The organism is Nesterenkonia sandarakina, assembly GCF_014138825.1.
Taxonomy (GTDB): Bacteria; Actinomycetota; Actinomycetes; order Actinomycetales; family Micrococcaceae; genus Nesterenkonia; species Nesterenkonia sandarakina.
Window position 1 is genome coordinate 1192914 of sequence record NZ_JACJIH010000001.1, and the last position, 17503, is coordinate 1210416.

The following is a 17503-nucleotide window of genomic DNA, read 5'->3' on the forward strand; positions in this document are numbered from 1 at the left end:
TCAGCGTTCTCCCATCACGTCGATCAGTCGAATGAGGGCGCCGGAATGGTCCCGCCGTTGAGTTCAGCGGGGCTGAACTGCTCCTGTGTCCCTGCAGATGTCTGCTCACCATTCTGCCCGCTGGGGGCCTCGATGAGCGTGTTCAACGCGCCTGCTCCGAGAATCCCCGAGGGTGCCCCGGTGACGGTCTCGGAGACGTTCAGCGGAGCCGCCGCGTCGTCACCGGGAGCCGACGGCGCGGAGACGAACCCGGTGGGCCGGTCTCCGCTGTCTGCAGGTTCCGCCGTGCCGGTGACGGCGCCGTCGGCGAGGTCCAGGGCCGCCGCCTCGGCAGGCATGACCATACCGAGGCCGACTGCGGCGCTGGAGAGCGACTGCGGCGATTGAAGGTGCTGAACCTCTTCGGTCAGCGCCTGGTTCGACTGCGAGAGGGCACGGTGTTCGTTCTGCAGCTCCACGAGGGTGTACTGCGAATTCGCGACATGGATGTTCACGGCGAGCACGATGGTCAGCGCGAAGGCGAGCAGCGCGATGATCCCGGCGATGAGGCCCTTCTGTCGCTGCCTCAGCTTCGGCAGCGCCCGCAGCATGGGGCTCCCCGAGCGCGCCGAACTCTCGTCCTGGTCGCGTCCGGGCAGTGAGAGCCGGGCCAGTGACCCACGCGCGGCTGGGGCGAGGGGCTGGGCTTCTGCGCTCATGCGGGGTTTCTCCTGGAATCTGTCAGCTTCTGCGCGGCACGCAGCTTTGCGGATGCCGCGCGCGGGTTCTCTGCGATCTCCGCCTCGTCGGGGAGCTCGGCCCCTCGGGTCAGAGAGCTGAACGTAGGTTTGTGCTCTTCGAGCTCGACGGGCAGCCCCTTCGGGGCCGAGGACTTGGTGCGTCCGGCGAAGGCCTGCTTGACGATCCGGTCCTCCAGCGAGTGATAGCTCATCGCCACGACCACACCGCCCGGGGCCACCGCGTCCAGGGCGTGCGGGATGGTTCGACGCAGCACCTCGAGCTCTTCGTTCACCGCGATCCGCAGCGCCTGGAAGGTTCGCTTGGCGGGGTGTCCGCCGGTGCGCTTGGACGCTGCTGGAACCGCCCTGTCCACCACGGCGGCGAGGTCCGCGGTGCTGGTGAAGGGCTGAGTCTCACGCCGGGAGATGATCGATCTGGCGATGCGTCCGGCGAAGCGCTCCTCGCCATACTCGCGCAGGATCCGGGTCAGCTCTGCAGTCTCGACCCGGGCCAGCAGCTCAGCCACCGACTCGTCGGGGGAATCCGCCGAGGCGTCCATCCGCATGTCGAGGGGCGCGTCATAGGAGTAGGCGAACCCGCGGGAGGCCTCGTCGAGCTGCAGGGAGGAGACCCCGAGGTCCAGCAGCACACCGGCCACGCGCTGATCGGAGCCGAGCTCCTCGACGGCGACCTCGTCCACCCGGTCATAGACCGTGTGGATGCCGCGAAAGCGGTCGCCGAATCGGGTGAGGCGCTCTGCCGCGAGCGCGTGGGCCTGCGGGTCTCGGTCCAGCCCGAGCACGAGCACCTCCGGGTCGGACTCGAGCATCGCCTCGGCATGGCCACCCATGCCCAGCGTGGCGTCGATGACCACGGGGCGGTGACCGGCGGCGCGCACAGTGCCGACTCCGAGAGACAGCAGTCTGATGCAGCGATCTCGCATCACCGGCACGTGCCGGTCCGCTGTCTCTCGTTGCGCCATACTGCCTCCGCTGATAGGGAAGGATCCTTGGACCAGCTCCTCCTCCGCTCCGGCCTGCTGCCTGACATCGGGGAAGATAAGTCAGGAATGCGGCCGGGCGGCGGAAGAACTCACCCAAGGATCCCCTGAAGTGTTCGAAACCGTCTTCACTTGTCGTGCTGTGTTCGTCCCGCGTGTCGGATCGAACGCCCTCGGTGCTCAGAAGAGACCAGGAATGGCTTCCCCATCGGTGGATGAGAACTCCGACTCCTTCGCCTCCAGGTACTCGTTCCAGGCGGTGGTGTCCCAGATCTCGGCGCGGTCTCCCGCTCCGATGACCGTGACATCGCGATCAAGTCCGGCGTATTCCCGAAGCGCGGCGGGGACCGTGATCCTGCCCTGCTTGTCCGGAATCTCGTCTGAGGCTCCGGAGAGGAACACGCGGATGTAATCGCGTGCCTGGCGTGAGGTCAAAGGCGCCTGCCGCATCTGCTGGTGCACGTTCTTGAACTCCTCCGTGCTGAACACATAGATGCAGCGCTCCTGCCCGCGGGTGAGAACCAGGCCGTTGGCCAGCTCCTCGCGATACTTCGCGGGAAGGATCAGACGAGACTTCTCATCCATGCGAGGCGTGTATGTGCCCAGGAACAAGGACACTCACCACCTCACTCGACGAGGAGAATCATTCCTTCTCCCTCTACCGAGCTCCACTTTACCCCACTTCCCCCCACTTGCAACCAAATTCCGAGGTCAGACGCACGGAATTCTCGGCACACCGGCGGCACTGTCCCGCTGACCTGGGAGGATGTCGCTGAGGTGCAGGTGGAGGGCGGTGGGGCGCCTGGTGCGGCACGCGTGTCCAGAGGGGCGCTCTCAGCCGGCTCTGGGCCGGCCGGGCGCGGCGTCACAGGACCTGCCGTGCACCGACTGAACCGGCTGCGAGCACGGGAGAGATCCGCGGAATCACGCGGTTTCCGGGGGTTTCAACGCCCCGGCGGCGGAGGTCCTCGGGGCCGCGCTGGTCAACCCCGCACCATGGAAGCGGTGGGAAGTGGGGGCCGCCGTGGTGGGAAGTGGGGGCCGCCGTGGTGGGAAGTGGGGGCCGCTGTGGTGGGAAGTGGGGGCCGCTGTGGTGGGAAGTGGGGGCCGCTGTGGTGGGAAGTGGGGGCCGCTGTGGTGGGAAGAAGTGGGGCGCCGCTGCTGGGCCCTGGGAAGACGGTGCGCAGACACGAGAAAGGCCCCTCCGGAGAGGGGCCTTTCGAAGCTGTGTTTCGCGGGTGGAGCTCAGTCCTGCCGACGTCGTTCTTCCCAACGCTGTTCAAGTCCGGTCATGAAGGAACCGGACGGGCTTGGAGTGGAGCTGCGGGGTCCGCCGCCGCCACCGCCTCCGCCGTTTCCTCCGCCACCGCCGCCGTTGCGGCGTGAATTCCCGGAGGTGCCCCCGCTGGTGGCGTAGTAGACGCCGGCGCCCATGATCAGGAATCCGATCACCCCGACCGGGATCCACTGGTTGTAGATGCCGAGCAGCAGCACGACGATACCGAGGACCGCGACCAGTGCTCCGAGCACGATATTGCGCACGTTGAGCTTTCCTGCCGGGGAGTCCTGCATGGAGCTTGCGAAGCTCGGATCCTCCGACTGCAGCTGTTCTTCCAGCTGCTTGAGCATGCGCTGTTCACGCTCCGACAGTGGCATCGTGAAGCTCCTCGCGATCGTCGTGTGGCGCGTTGGACGGTAGAGATACGCCTGGGTGTATAGTCTAGCCGTTTCATCAGCGCAGACCTAGCCCGAAGTCAGCACACGGGTGATCTCTGGGCAGACACTCAGGAAGTCTTCAGTCAGGGGTCCTCCCGGCGGGCCCGAAGCAGCGAGGCCGGCGCCGTCTGGATCTGCGGAAACTTCTTGGCGATGGCGTCGAGCGCGGTCTCAGCCTCGAGCCAGTTGGTCTCGGTCTGATCGAAGCTCAGCTGCAGCGAACCGCCCTCATCCACGAGACGCTCGGCCCGGACTCCCACCAGCCGCACCGGCTGCGGTCGCTCCCCCAGCCGCTGCAGCAGCACCACCAGGCGGTTGTAGATCGTGAGCGCGGAATGTGTGGGATGCGGGAGCGTGGTGGAGCGGGTCAGGGTCTCGAAGTCGCTGTACCTCAGCTTCAGACTGATCCCCTCGGCGGAGACTCCGGATTCGCGCAGCCTGGCGGCGACCCGGTGACTGAGCCGCAGCAGCTCAGCCCGCAGCCGTGCCTCATCCTCGAGGTCCTCGGCGAAGGTCTCCTCGGCGCCGATGGACTTCTCGATCCGATGCGGCTGGACCTCCCGGGCGTCCTCCCCCCAGGCGAGCCTGTGCAGCGCGGTGCCGGTGACCCCGAAGCGTCGGCGCAGCGCCGGCTCCGGAGTCTGCGCCAGCTGGAGCACCGTGGTGATCCCGAAGGCCTTCAAGGATTCCCCGGTCTTGCCTCCCACACCCCACATCGCGGTCACCGGCAGCGAGTGCAGGAACTCCAGCCGGCGGTGCGGGGGCACCAGCAGCAGCCCGTCCGGCTTCGCCCGCGTCGAGGCGATCTTGGCGATGAACTTCCGGTCGGCGATTCCCACCGTGGCCGGCAGATCGAACTCCTCGCGGATCTCGCGGCGGATCTTGCGCCCGATCTCCTCGGGCCCGCCCAATCGGCGCCGGGCCCCGGTGAGATCCAGGAAGGCCTCATCCACGCTCAGCTGCTCCACGGCATCGGTGATGGTGTCGAAGTAGCCCATGATGCGCCGGGAGAGGTCGCGGTAGAGCTCCATATGGGGCGAGATCACCAAAGCCTCGGGGCTGAGCTGGCGAGCCCGGGCCAGCGGCATGGCCGAGCGCACCCCGTCGGCGCGGGCCTGGTACGACGCCGAGAGCACCACGGAACGTCCGGAGTCCTGCGCCACGATGATCTTGCGTCCGCGCAGCTCGGGTCGGCTGAGCAGCTCGACCTCCACGTAGTAGGCGTCCATATCCACATGCGCAAGCACGCGCGGATGAGCCGGTGGAGACGGTGCCATACCGATAGGCTATCCGCCATGAAGCGCGAAGAATTCATCAGCGAGGTCAACGCGAGGTGCGCCGGCTTCCTCCAGGCGCGCCACGCCGAGGTCAATGCCGTCTCCGAGCACGCCGTCCCCCTGGTGAACGCGCTGACGTCCCTGACCCGAGGCGGGAAGAAGATGCGCCCCGCGCTGGCGCGTCTGGGCTGGCAGGCTGCTGACGGGCGCGGCGACGCCGTCGTCGAACTGGGCGTCGCCCTGGAGCTGTTCCAGGCCGCGGCGCTGGTCCACGATGACGTGATCGACCGATCAGCGACCCGGCGCGGTCTTCCCAGCGCGCACATCCGCTTCGAGCAGATGCATCGCGAGTCCGGGTTCAGCCGGGACGCCGCACACTTCGGCACCTCCGGGGCGATCCTCTCCGGGGACCTCTCCCTGGCCTGGGCCTCGGAGGCCTTCTTCCATGCCCAGTGCACCGCCATGCAGGATGGGCTGACCAGCAGCCCGCTCGCCGCACGAACCTTCCACCGGATGCACACCGAGGTGATCACCGGGCAGTACCTCGACGTGCTGGAGGAGGTGCGCATCCCTGCCGAGACCGAGGCCGAGGCGGTGCACCGCGCCCGTGGGGTGCTGCGCTATAAGGCGGCGAAGTACTCCACCGAGTACCCGGTGGTCCTCGGCGCCGCGCTGGCCGGCGGCTCCGACGAGCTGTGCCGCGCCTTCGCCGCCGCGGCGCTGCCTGTCGGGGAGGCCTTCCAGCTGCGTGACGATCTCCTGGGTGTCTTCGGTGACCCGGAGACCACCGGCAAACCGGTCGGCGACGATCTGCGTGAGGGCAAGCGCACCGAGCTGATCGCCTACGGACTGTTCCGATCCTCCGCGACCGCTTCCCGTGAGCTGGCTCAGATGCTGGGCGATCCAGGGCTGAGCGAGACACAGGTGGAGCGGGCCCGCGCCATCCTCGTGGAATCAGGCGCCCTGGCCGAGGTGGAGCGCAGCATCGAGGCCCTCACCGAGGACAGCGTCGCCTGTACCCAGGACCTGATCGACCTCGGCGTCTCCGCGGAGGTCCTCGAGGAGTTCGACCAGCTGCGCGGCCACCTGGTGCTGCGCACGGTCTGACTCCGACGTCGCGCCGGGGGCTCCCTGGGCTGGGCAGGTTCGATACCCTGAAGCGGTGAGCCAAGAACAGACTGACCCGTGGATCGGATCCAGGATCGATGACCGCTATGTGATCGAGGAGCGCATCGCGCGCGGCGGCATGTCCACGGTTTACCGAGCCCAGGACCAGCGATTGGGTCGCGAGGTCGCGCTGAAGGTGCTCTTCCCGCATATGGCCGAGGACCGCAAGGTCGTGGACCGCTTCGAGCAGGAGGCACGGAACTCCGCGCTGATCGCCCACCCCAATGTGGTCCAGGTGCTCGATCAGGGTCAGGCCCGGGAGACCGCCTACCTGGTGATGGAATACGTCCCTGGAGCCACGCTGCGCACGCTTCTGAAGCAGGGAGCGATGACGCCCCGGCTGGCGCTGACCTACATGGACGCGATCCTGCAGGGCCTGGCCGCGGCGCACCGTGCCGGCCTGGTCCACCGAGACATCAAGCCCGAGAACGTGCTGGTCTCCCACGACGGGAGGATCAAGCTCGCGGATCTGGGGCTGGCCCGCGCCGCAACGCATCACTCCGGGACCTCCACCCTGATGGGGACCGTGGCGTACATCTCTCCCGAGCTGCTCTCCGGGGAGGGTGCGGACGAGCGCGCTGACATCTACGCGATCGGCATCCTGCTCTATGAGATGCTCACCGGCGTGCAGCCCTTCACCGGGGACTCCCCCGTGCGGGTGGCCTATCAGCATGTGAACTCCACGGTGCCGGTCCCCTCGGCGCAGGTCGCAGGTCTGGCGGCCGAGCTTGATGACCTGGTCAGCATCGCGACCCGCCCGGAGGTGGCGCTGCGGCCGAAGAACGCCGATGAGCTGCTGAAGATGCTGCGTGAGACCCGAGAGCTGCTCAGCGACGCCGAGCTTGACTTCGACAGCGCGCTCACCGGCTCCGCGACACGGCCGATCCCCGGAGCGGGTGCGGCCGCCGGTGCCGCCGCTCAGTCCGGCCAGCGGCACACCACGATGCTGCCCGGTGACTCCGAGGAGCCCTTCCTTCAGACCCAGACGCAGCAGGGTCCGGCCCAGCCGCCAGGGTCCGAGCGGCACCCGCAACCCGGCGATCCGCAGCCCTGGGATGAAGACATCGAAGCGGCCCTGGGCAATGCGCGGACCACGCACCTGGAATCGGGGCACCGTGATGCTGGGCACTCCCGGCTGGCCAGCCTGGCAGAAGAGGACCGCCAGCTGGTCACCGAGGTGCCCACCACCGGTCTGCAGCTGCGCCCGCCCCGGCTCAGCGTCCCGGAGCCGGCCACCGGCGTCCAGCCAGCCGTCGGCAGCCGCTCGCCGGTAGAACGGGTCCGCACCGAGAAGCGCGAGCGGCAGCGTCCCACGGTGGAGCTCATCGGCCCGACCGCGACCAGGGCCTGGCTGATGATTGCCGGAATCATGATCGGCGGGGCGCTGCTGGTGCTCTTCGCCGGATGGATCGGCGGCAGCAGCGCACTGATCCCCAGCCTCGGAGGCTGAGGCTCAGCTGACCGGCCGCAGTCCGCTTGAGGAGGCTATTTGACCGTGGTCAGGGACTCAGCGACCAGGAACGCCAGCTCCAGGGACTGCTTGTGGTTCAGCCTCGGGTCCACCAGGGACTCGTAGCGCTGGTCGAAGGCCGACTCGTCGATCACGTCGGAGCCGCCGAGGCACTCCGCGACGTCGTCGCCGGTCATCTCCACGTGCAGCCCGCCCGGGTAGGTGCCCAGGGAGCGGTGGACCTCGAAGAAGCCGCGGACCTCATCGAGGATGTCGTCGAAGCGTCGGGTCTTGTAGCCGTTGTCGGCGGTGATGGTGTTCCCGTGCATCGGGTCGGTCACCCAGACCACCTTGGCCCCGGCGTCACGCACGGCGCGGACCAGCGGCGGGAGCTTCTCCCGCACGTTGGCGGCCCCCATCCGCACGATGAAGGTCAGCCGACCGGGTTCGCGCTCGGGGTCGAGCTTCTCGATGATCTCCAGGACGGTCTCCGGGGTGGTGGTGGGGCCCAGTTTGACCCCGACCGGGTTCTGCACCCGAGAGAGGTAGTCCATGTGGGCGCCGTCGAGCTCCCGGGTCCGCTCGCCGATCCAGACGAAATGGCCGCTGGTCACGTAGGGCTTGCCGGTGCGGGAGTCGATGCGGGTCAGCGCGCGCTCGTAGTCCAGAAGCAGCGCCTCGTGAGCGGCGTAGAACTCGGTGCGCTTGAGTCCTTCGAAGTCAGCCCCGCAGGCCTCCATGAAGCGCACTGCACGGTCGATCTCCCCCGCGAGCCGTTCGTAGCGGGCGTGGGCAGGGTTCTGCATGAACCCCTTGTTCCACTGCTGGACCGCTCGCAGATCGGCGAAGCCGCCCTCGGTGAAGGCCCGCACCAGGTTCAGCGTGGCCGCAGACTTGTGGTACGCCTTGACCATCCGCTTGGGATCCGGAACGCGGGACTCTTCGGTGAAGTCGAAGCCGTTGACGATCTCGCCACGGAAGGTCGGCAGGGTGACGCCGTCGCGGGTCTCCACATCGGAGGAGCGCGGCTTGGCGTACTGACCGGCCATGCGGCCCATCTTGACCACCGGCAGGGAGGCACCATAGGTGAGCACCACGGCCATCTGCAGGATGGTCTTGACCTTCGCGCTGATCTTATCGGCGGTGACTCCGTCGAAGGTCTCGGCGCAATCGCCGCCTTGAAGCAGGAACGCCTCGCCGTTGGCGACCTTGGCCAGGCGTCGCTTGAGCTTGTCGACCTCGCCGGCGAAGACCAGCGGCGGATGCGCGGAGAGCTCCGCGTAGGCGGAGTCGAAGTCTTCGTGGCCGCGCCAGTCCGGCTGCTGGCTCAGCGGCAGCGAACGCCACTCGTCCAGGCCCGGATAGTCTGCCGCGCCCACATGGAGGATCTCTCCGGGAGCGGTCAGCGGGGCATCAGATCGGGATTCTGGCGTGTTAGTCACCTGTTCAGGGTAGTCCGCCGCGCCCTGGCGCGCCTAATGGCGGTGCGGGCGTCCATTATGCGAAACACCAGGAGCCCGGGGCGCGGTGCGCCGTCGGGCTCCTGGTGCTTCTGGGGCTCCTGAACTCCCCGGTCAGCGTGGCAGGCCGGTGGATGCTCAGGCCTTCTTGGCTGCGGCCTCCGTGTAGAGCGCCTCGACCTCTGCGGCGAAGTCCTTCATCACCAGCGGCCGCTTGATCTTCATCGACTGCGTGAGGTGCCCGGACTCGATGGTGAAGTCGGTGTGCAGCAGCCGGAAGTCACGGATCGATTCGGCGCGGGAGACGGACTCGTTGGCCCGATCCACCACCGTCTGGACGTGGGTGAGGATGGTCTCGTGCTGCGCCAGCTCAGAGATCGGGGTCTTCGGATCCATGCCCTTGCGCTGCAGCCACTGCGGCAGGGTCTCCTCATCCAGGGTGATCAGCGCGGCCACGAAGGGACGGTTGTCCCCGACCACCACGGCCTGGGAGATGATCGCATCGGCGCGCATCAGGTCTTCCAGCTGGGCCGGCGACACGTTCTTCCCGGCCGCGGTGACCAGGATCTCCTTCTTGCGCCCGGTGATGGTCAGGCAGCCATCGGAGTCCAGGGTGCCGACGTCGCCGGTGTGGAACCAGCCGTCGCTGGTGAAGATCTCCTCGTTGAGCTCCGGCCGGTTGTGGTAGCCGCGTAAGACGCAGACCCCGCGGCCCAGGATCTCACCGTCCTCGGCGATCTTCACCGCACAGCCTGGGAGCGGGGCGCCCACAGTGCCGATCTTGCTCAGTTCGGGGGTGTTCACGGTCAGCGGCGCCGTGGTCTCGGTGAGCCCGTAGCCCTCGAGGATCTGGACACCCACGCCGTAGAAGAAGTGGCCCAGCCGCTCCCCCAGCGGTGAGCCGCCGGAGACTGCATGGGCGACCTGTCCGCCCATCCGGGCGCGCAGCTTGGAATAGACCAGCTTGTCGAAGACCGCGTGCTTCAGCCCCAGGGTGAATGGGACCTTGCCATCCTGCTTGGCGCGGGACCAGGCGATGGCGGTGTTCGCGGCCTTCTCGAAGATCGCTCCCTTCCCGTCGCCCTCCGCCTTGAGCATCGCGGCGTTGTAGATCTTCTCGAAGACTCGCGGCACCGCCAGCAGGAAGGTCGGCTCAAAGGTGCCGAGGTCGTCCACGAGCTCCTTGATGTCCGAGGTGTGCCCCACCCGGGAGCCGCCGGCGACGGCGAGCACCGAGATGAAGCGTGCGAACACGTGGGCCAGCGGGATGAACATCACCGTGGAGGCGTCCTTGTTGACCACCGTTCCCAGCGAGGAGCCCAGCGCCTGGAGGGAGAGCTCGGTGAAGTTGGCGTGGGTCAGCTCGCAGCCCTTGGGCCGCCCGGTGGTCCCCGAGGTGTAGATGATGGTCGCCAGGTCGGCGCCCACGGCGACCCCGCGCCGCGCCTCGACCTGCTCCTCGGTCACGTCAGCGCCCTTGGCGCGCAGCTGATCCAGCCCGGAGCCCTCGATGGTGTAGACATCGCCGAGGCCGGTCAGGTTCTCCTGGGCGACGGCGCGCTCGACGATCTTCTGATGCCCCGGAGTCTCGGCGACGAGCAGCTTCACGCTGGCGTCTTCGATGATCCAGGCCACCTGGGAGGGCGAGGAGGTCTCGTAGACGGGAACGGTGACGGCCCCGGCGTAGAAGATCGCGAAGTCCAGCAGCGTCCACTCGTACCGGGTGGGGGCCATGATCGCGACCCGGTCACCGACCTCGATGCCGGAGCCGATGATGCCCTTGGCCAGCTGCACCACCTGGTCTCGGAACTCGGCGGCGCTGACATCGGTCCACTGTCCCGGACTGAGCTGACGGCCGAAGAGGATGTTCTTCGGGTCTGCAGCGACCTGCCGTTCCAGCAGGTCAGTGATGTTCAGCTCGGCTGGGACCTCGACTGCGGGCGGTGTTGCGAATTCCTTCACGGGGGACTCCTCCATCATGTGTGCCATCTCACATCATGGTCTCACAGCCCGTTACTGAACGGTAGCTGGATGTTTCGTGTCTTTGTCGGCGGACCGCTCAGACCTGTGCGCCGTCCCCGGATCCTGAGCGGTTGCGCGGCATCTGCAGGAACAGGATGACCAGACCCGCGAGCACCACTCCGATCAGCGCCGGCACGGTCCAGCTGGGGGTGTTCAGCGGGAGGAAGGGCACGATGATCAGCGCCAGGATCGCGCCGATGCTCAGCACCGCACCGAGCACCACGGCTGGCTTCGCGCCGGCCAGCGGGTTCTTCGGGTTCGGGGGCTCGAAGTCATCGATGTCTTCCAGCACGGAGTCGTCCACGCTGTGATCCCGGGGCCCCTGTCCGGGGCCGGGAAGTGGTCGCGAACGCCCCTCTCGGCCGAAGACTCTGCTGGGTTCATCGTCGCGATAGGTGCTCATGGCGCCTTCCTCTCAAGGGTCTCGGCGGCGAGGTGCCGTCGGTGCAGAAAACTGATCAGCTGCTCGTGGATGGTCTCCGCCTCGTGGTCCAGCGTCGCCACGTGCTGGCTGCGGGTGAGCTCGACGGTCTCGAGCTGGTCCGCGCGGAGCAGCCGAGACAGCGTCTCGGCCGAGGACGGCGGCAGGACGTTGTCCACCGATGAGCGGAAGAGCAGCACCGGGGTCCGCCGGCGGGCCAGCTCGGGGAGCTCGCGGCGGACCTGCGCGAAGAGCCGATCCAGCTCCACGACGGCGCGCAGCGGAGTCTGCGCGTAGGCCTCCTCCACCACGTCGGGCTTGGCGATGTCCCCGGCGATGCTGGCCACCGAGGGACGGATCCGGCCCATGGCCCAGGCTTTGGGACCGGTCAGCGGGGCCAGCCGGAGTCCGGGATTGATCACCGAGACCGCCTCCACCCGCCGATGGGCAGCCACATGCAGCGCCAGCGATCCCCCCATGGAGAGCCCCACGGTGGCCACTCGGGGGCAGCGAGCGGCGAGCCGGTCATAGCTGGCCAGCGCGGCCCGCATGATCTCGCTTCGCGAAGTCGTGGCCAGCTGTTCCCAGCTTGTACCGTGACCGGGCAGCAGCGGCAGATCCACCGTGAAGCCGGCGCCCTGAAGGGCATCGGCGAGCGCGCGCATCGAGGCGGGCGTGGAGGTGAATCCGTGAAAGACCGAAACTCCGAAGCCGGACATGTCCATTCCTCTACTGTATTGCCTCTACAGTGGTCACGAAGCTCAGCCCCCTGAAAGGACCCCCTCACACCGTGTCGTTCTATAGCGTCGCCAAGAACTTCGTCGTGGCCCCGGTGGTCAACACGGTGTTCCGCCCCTGGGTCCGCGGTCTGCACAACATTCCCAGCGAGGGTCCCGCGATCCTCGCCTCGAACCACCTGTCCTTCTCCGATTCGGTGTTCATGCCGGTGAATGTGCCCCGGCAGGTGCACTTCATGGCGAAGGACGACTACTGGAGCAGGCAGGGCGCCTCCGGGTGGGTGATGCGGAAGTTCTTCGACCTCTCCGGGCAGATCCCGATGGACCGCTCCGGCGGGAAGGCGAGCCAGCATTCGCTCAACGCCGGAGAGCAGGCGCTGCGTGATGGAGGGGTGCTGGGCATCTACCCGGAAGGCACCCGCAGCCCCGACGGTCGGCTCTATCGCGGCAAGCTCGGCATCGCGCGGCTGGCCCTGAACACCCAGGCCCCGGTGATCCCGATCGCGCTGATCGGCACCGACAAGGTGCAGCCGATCGGGAAGAACATCCCCCGGCTGGGCCGGGTCGGGATGATCGTCGGTGAGCCGATGACCTTCGAGTCCTACTACGCCAATGCCGAGGATCGCTTCGCCCAGCGTGCCGTGGCGGATGAGATCATGTACCGGATCATGCGGCTCTCCGGACAGGAATACGTCGACGTCTACGCCTCTGACGTCAAGCGGGCGCTGGAAGCGGAGAAATCCGAGGCCAAGGCGGCACGCAAGTCGCTGCGCCAGGGCCATCGTCACCGCGCCAAGGACCCCGAGACGCCGTAGCCGATGGTCCCGCGGGCAGGGATCACCGAGCTCCCTCGAGGGGCCTGCCCGCAGAGCCCGAATCTGTGAGCCGCGTGAGTCTGCGGCATGCAACCGGCACGCACCCGGCACGCACAGCGCAGGCATGAAAAAGGCCCTGCCGCAGATGATGTGATCATCTGCGGCAGGGCCTCTTCCCTGCTTCCGCATCCTGTGCGCGAGGGGGGACTTGAACCCCCACGCCCGTGAAGGCACTGGCACCTGAAGCCAGCGCGTCTACCTATTCCGCCACTCGCGCATACCTGCTGTTCAGGCCGTTTCTGGCCCGTCTCGCAACCGGCGATCGCTCCCCGGCAGCGAGAATAATAGTACCCATATCCCGGACGGTATGCCTAATCGTGGACGTCGTGCCGGGCCTGAGCGCATCTCATCGGGGAGCGCCTGCTCAGCGGTGCACCCAGGGCGGCACCGCAACCCTAGTATTGGAGGGTTATGTCTGAGCCCAGAACAGCCCGCCGTGAGACCTTCTCCGCGCAAGACCTCGCCTATCCCCCGGCACTGCCGGTCAGCGGCGAGCGCGACCGCATCCTCGAGGCCCTGGCTGAGCACCAGGTCATCGTGGTCGCCGGGGAGACCGGCTCGGGCAAGACCACGCAGCTGCCGAAGATGGCTCTGGAGCTGGGTCTGCACAACCAGGGGATGATCGGGCACACCCAGCCGCGCCGTCTGGCCGCCCGGACGGTGGCCGAACGTCTGGCCGAGGAGCTCGGCACCTCGGTGGGCCGCGACATCGGCTACCAGGTCAGGTTCAACGCTGAGGTCTCCGGGGCCACCGCGGTGAAGCTGATGACCGACGGGATCCTGCTCGCCGAGATCCAGCGCGACCCGTCACTGCGGCGCTACTCCGCGATCATCATCGATGAGGCCCATGAGCGGAGCCTGAACATCGACGTGATCCTGGGCTACCTGCGCCGGCTGCTGCCCAGCCGGCCTGACCTGAAGGTCATCGTCACCTCCGCCACGATCGATCCCGAGCGCTTCGCCCGGCACTTCAGCAGCGACCCGGAGAACTGGAGCCGGGAGACCTCGGATGTGCCGATCATCGAGGTCTCTGGGCGCACCTACCCCGTGGAGATCCGCTACCGACCGGTGAACCCGGAGGCGCAGCTCGAGGACTTCGACGAGTCCGAACACTTCGGGGAGGCCGAGGACGGAGGCTCCGGACCGGCCGCGCCTCTCGCGAGCCAGGCCCCGGCTTCCCGTCCCGGGGGCAGGAGCACGCCTGGCTCTGGGGTCGCGGAGGAGGAGCGGGATCTGCTCGACGCGGTCAGCGACGCGGTGCTCGAGCTCGCCGCCGAGCCCGAGGGCGACGTGCTGATCTTCTTCCCCGGCGAGCGCGAGATCCGTGACGCCGCGGAGGCGCTGACCGAGACCGTCTCCGGTGACCGGCGGCTGCGCGGCTCGGAGATCCTCCCGCTCTTCGGTCGGCTCTCCATGGCCGAGCAGAAGCGGGTCTTCTCCCCCGGCGGTCGGCGTCGGATCGTGCTGGCCACCAACGTCGCGGAGACCTCGCTGACCGTGCCGGGGATCAAGTATGTGATCGACACCGGCACCGCGAGGATCTCTCGATATTCCACCCGCACCAAGGTGCAGCGGCTGCCCATCGAGGCGATCTCCCAGGCCAGCGCGAATCAGCGCTCCGGTCGGTCCGGGCGCACCAGCGACGGCATCGCGATCCGGCTGTACTCCCAGGAGGACTTCGACTCCCGGCCGGCCTTCACCGACCCCGAGATCCTGCGCACCTCGCTGGCCTCGGTGCTGCTGCAGATGTCCTCCATGGGCATCACGCGCAGCCCCGAGGAGCTGCTGGACTTCCCCTTCGTGCAGAAGCCCGATTCCAAGGCGGTCAACGACGCCGTCCGGCTGCTCACCGAGCTCGGTGCGCTGAGCCTGAGATCAGGATCCGGCGGGAAGGACCAGGAGCGCCGGAAGGGGCCGGGCACCAGCTCGGTGACACCGGTGGGACGCATGCTCTCCCAGCTGCCGGTGGACCCACGGATGGCGCGGATGATGGTCGAGGCCGCGCGCCGGGACTGCCTGCCTGAGGTCACCGTGCTCACCGCGGCACTCTCCATCCAGGACCCTCGGGAGCGACCGGCGGAGAAACGGGCGCAGGCCGATGAGCTGCACTCCCGGTTCAAGGACGAGAACTCCGACTTCTCGGCGCTGCTGAACCTCTGGCGCTACCTGCAGGAGAAGCAGGCCGAGCTCTCTGGCAACCAGTTCCGGAAGCTCTGCCACCGCGAACACCTGAACTACCTGCGGGTCCGGGAATGGCAGGAGCTGGTCGCCCAGCTCACCGAGATCGCCGACCAGGTGGAGTTCAGCGGCAAGGGCTCGGCTCGTCGTCGCAGCTCCTCGGGGCGGCGAGGCAAGAAGCTGCCCGGGGTGGACCCGGCGGCCAAGCACGACGCGATCCACCAGTCGCTGCTCTCCGGGCTGCTCAGCCACGTGGGTCTCTACAACCCTCGCACCCGGGACTACCAGGGCGCCCGCGGAACTCGATTCGCGGTCTTCCCCGGTTCTCACCTGTTCAAGAAGAACCACGACTGGGTGATGGCCAGCGAACTGGTGGAGACCTCCCGGCTCTGGGCCCGCTCGGTGGCGAAGATCGACCCGGCATGGGTCGAGGAGCTCGCCCCGCACCTGGTCAAGACCTCTCATTCGGAGCCGCGCTGGTCCGCGCGCCAGGGCGCCGTGGTCGCCACCGAGAAGGTCACGCTCTTCGGGGTCCCCGTCGTGGCTGACCGTCAGGTCCTCTACTCCAAGGTGGACCCGGAATACAGCCGCGAGCTGTTCATCCAGCGCGCCCTTGTCGACGGCGACTGGTCCACCCGGCACCACTTCGACCGGCGCAACAGGGAACGCTTCGCCGAACTCGACGAACTCGAGAACCGCACCCGCAGGAAGGACCTGCGCGCCTCCGACGAGGAGCTGTTCAACTTCTTCGACGCCCGGATCCCGGAGAACATCGTCTCGCAACGGCACTTCGACTCCTGGTGGAAGAACCAGCGGCACGAGACCCCGGAGCTGTTGGACCTCACCGAGGTCGAGCTGATGGCGCAGGCCGCCGAGGAGCTGGACATCGATGCCTATCCGGAGCACTTCGACCACGACGGGCTCGCTCTGGAGCTGCAGTACGAGTTCAATCCCACCCGGTACACCGCTGAGTCCGGCTCTTCCCGGAGCGCCGCCGCCGACGGCGTCACGGTCCGGGTTCCGGTGCTGTTCTTGAACCAGTTGCAGCCCGAACGCTTCGACTGGCTGATCCCGGGGCTGCGCACCGAGCTGATCACCGCACTGATCCGGAACATGCCCAAGCCGGTCCGGAAGAACTTCGTGCCGGCTCCCGACGTCGCCGCGAAGGCCCGGGATCTCCTGGAGCAGGACTTCACCCCCGGCGTCGACTCGCTGACCGAGTCGCTGGCCACGGTGCTGCGCCGGCTCAAGGGCCACGTCCTGGACCCGGAGGTCTTCGACACCAGCGCCCTGCCGGAGCATCTGCGGTTCACCTTCGCGGTGGTCAGTGACCGCGGCCGGATCCTGGAGAGCGGATTCGACCTGCGTGAGCTGCAGATCCGATTCTCCCGAGAGAACCGCGACGCCATCGGACGCAGCCTCACGGAGGATCCGAACACCGAAGGGGCCCATCCCGGATCGCCGCAGGCGGGTGGACCGTCCGCGCGACCCGGCAAGGGCGCCGGTGCAGGCAAGGGTCGCGGTGAGGGCTCCGGCAAGGGGGCAGGCAAGGCTCAGCACAACGGGCGCGGCACGGTGTCGCAGCCCGCTGCCGAAGGGTCCTCGGCGGGGAAGCAGCGCCAGAGAACCTGGAGCTTCGGGGAGCTCCCGCAGGAGATCACCACAGTGGTCGCCGGGCAGGCGATCACCGGCTACCCCGCGCTGGCTCCCGCCGAGAAGGGCGTCTCCTACACGATCCAGGACTCCGCGGCAGAACAGTCCAGGGTGCACCGAGCCGGCGTCGTCGCCCTGCTGCGCGAGGTGCTGCCCTCCCCGCAGCGCTACGTGGTGGACCATCTGAGCAACCGAGAGCGCCTGGCGTTCGGCCAGTCGCCGCACGGCACCGTGGAGTCGCTGGTCTCCGACGCGACGACGGCAGCGCTGGCCCACCTGGTGCCGGCACAGCTGCCCTACAGCGAGGCGGAGTTCCAGGTGCTCGCCCGGCACTGCCGGGCCGAGCTGATCGAGACGGTGCTGCGACTCACCGATGTGCTGGCCCAGATCCTGAGCCTCTCCACGGAACTCGGCTCCCGCCTGAACCGGGTGAGGTCCACGGCGCTGAAGGCCGCCCGCAGCGACATGACTGCCCAGCTCGAGCAGCTGGTCCACCCCGGCTTCGTCACCGCGACGGGTCAGGCTCAGCTGCAGCATCTGCCTCGCTACCTCAAGGCGATGCAGACCCGGCTGGACCGGCTCGAATCCGGGCAGGCGCTGACCCGCGACGCCGCGGACATGGCCTCGGTGCAGGAGCTGGAGGACGAATACGATGCGGCCCTGGAGGCGGTGCCCGCCCAGCTTCCGGTGCCCGCCGATCTGGCCGCCGTGAAGTGGATGATCGAGGAGTTCCGGGTGAACCTCTTCGCGCAACAGCTGGGGACCGCGCAGACGGTCTCGATGAAGCGGATCCGGCGGGCGATCAAGACCTCCCGCATCTGAGAGCG

Annotated in this window: 13 protein-coding genes and 1 tRNA gene; 4 read left to right on the forward strand and 10 right to left on the reverse strand. The window is 67.9% G+C overall.

Going from position 1 to position 17503, the window contains the following annotated elements; all coding sequences use genetic code 11:
* Positions 1-23: 23 nt before the first annotated feature.
* The 5 genes from ftsL to dinB form a co-directional block, all read right to left on the reverse strand.
* A complete protein-coding gene (ftsL, locus tag HNR24_RS05395) occupies positions 24-698 on the reverse strand; it encodes a cell division protein FtsL (protein WP_182495229.1) in 675 nt (224 codons plus the stop codon).
* Positions 695-1702, reverse strand: coding sequence for a 16S rRNA (cytosine(1402)-N(4))-methyltransferase RsmH (rsmH, locus tag HNR24_RS05400; RefSeq protein ID WP_182495230.1), 1008 nt, complete (start codon positions 1700-1702; stop codon positions 695-697). Before rsmH ends, ftsL begins: the two co-directional genes overlap by 4 nt.
* Positions 1703-1900: 198 nt before the next feature.
* The gene (gene mraZ, locus HNR24_RS05405) at positions 1901-2332 is read right to left on the reverse strand and encodes a division/cell wall cluster transcriptional repressor MraZ (protein ID WP_058888882.1); all 432 of its coding nucleotides are present in this window, start codon (positions 2330-2332) and stop codon (positions 1901-1903) included.
* Between the two features lie 633 nt (positions 2333-2965).
* Positions 2966-3376 (reverse strand): SCO2097 family morphological protein, encoded by a 411-nt coding sequence (locus tag HNR24_RS05410; RefSeq protein WP_182495231.1) that lies wholly within the window; start codon positions 3374-3376, stop codon positions 2966-2968.
* 143 nt (positions 3377-3519) lie between these two features.
* Entirely contained in the window at positions 3520-4713 is a 1194-nt protein-coding gene (gene dinB / locus HNR24_RS05415) for a DNA polymerase IV (RefSeq protein WP_182495232.1), read from the reverse strand.
* 18 nt (positions 4714-4731) lie between these two features.
* Here dinB and HNR24_RS05420 point away from each other — a divergent pair, with 18 nt between their 5' ends.
* Complete coding sequence (locus tag HNR24_RS05420) at positions 4732-5820, forward strand: polyprenyl synthetase family protein (RefSeq protein WP_182495233.1); 1089 nt, start codon at positions 4732-4734, stop codon at positions 5818-5820.
* A gap of 55 nt (positions 5821-5875) precedes the next feature.
* On the forward strand, positions 5876-7330 hold the full coding sequence (locus HNR24_RS13785; protein ID WP_058888716.1) for a protein kinase domain-containing protein: 1455 nt from the start codon (positions 5876-5878) through the stop codon (positions 7328-7330).
* Positions 7331-7365: 35 nt separating this feature from the next.
* Here HNR24_RS13785 and HNR24_RS05430 read toward each other — a convergent pair whose 3' ends face one another.
* The 4 genes from HNR24_RS05430 to HNR24_RS05445 form a co-directional block, all read right to left on the reverse strand.
* Positions 7366-8736: a class II 3-deoxy-7-phosphoheptulonate synthase gene (locus HNR24_RS05430; RefSeq protein WP_058888881.1), complete on the reverse strand. Its 1371-nt coding sequence runs from the start codon at positions 8734-8736 to the stop codon at positions 7366-7368.
* Between the two features lie 192 nt (positions 8737-8928).
* Complete coding sequence (locus HNR24_RS05435; protein ID WP_182495234.1) at positions 8929-10752, reverse strand: AMP-dependent synthetase/ligase; 1824 nt, start codon at positions 10750-10752, stop codon at positions 8929-8931.
* A gap of 97 nt (positions 10753-10849) precedes the next feature.
* Positions 10850-11215 carry a hypothetical protein gene (locus tag HNR24_RS05440; RefSeq protein WP_106123351.1) on the reverse strand — a complete coding sequence of 122 codons (366 nt, stop codon included), beginning with the start codon at positions 11213-11215 and terminating at the stop codon, positions 10850-10852.
* Positions 11212-11952, reverse strand: a complete 741-nt coding sequence (locus HNR24_RS05445) for an alpha/beta hydrolase (protein ID WP_182495235.1) — start codon at positions 11950-11952, stop codon at positions 11212-11214. The genes HNR24_RS05440 and HNR24_RS05445 overlap by 4 nt, the downstream gene beginning before the upstream one ends.
* A gap of 71 nt (positions 11953-12023) precedes the next feature.
* Between HNR24_RS05445 and HNR24_RS05450 the strand changes: the two genes are divergently transcribed.
* The gene (locus tag HNR24_RS05450) at positions 12024-12785 is read left to right on the forward strand and encodes a lysophospholipid acyltransferase family protein (protein ID WP_182495236.1); all 762 of its coding nucleotides are present in this window, start codon (positions 12024-12026) and stop codon (positions 12783-12785) included.
* A gap of 193 nt (positions 12786-12978) precedes the next feature.
* Here the strand turns inward: HNR24_RS05450 and HNR24_RS05455 are convergent.
* Positions 12979-13062, reverse strand: a tRNA-Leu gene (locus HNR24_RS05455).
* Positions 13063-13256: 194 nt separating this feature from the next.
* Between HNR24_RS05455 and hrpA the strand changes: the two genes are divergently transcribed.
* On the forward strand, positions 13257-17498 hold the full coding sequence (hrpA, locus tag HNR24_RS05460) for an ATP-dependent RNA helicase HrpA (RefSeq protein WP_182495237.1): 4242 nt from the start codon (positions 13257-13259) through the stop codon (positions 17496-17498).
* Positions 17499-17503: the final 5 nt, after the last annotated feature.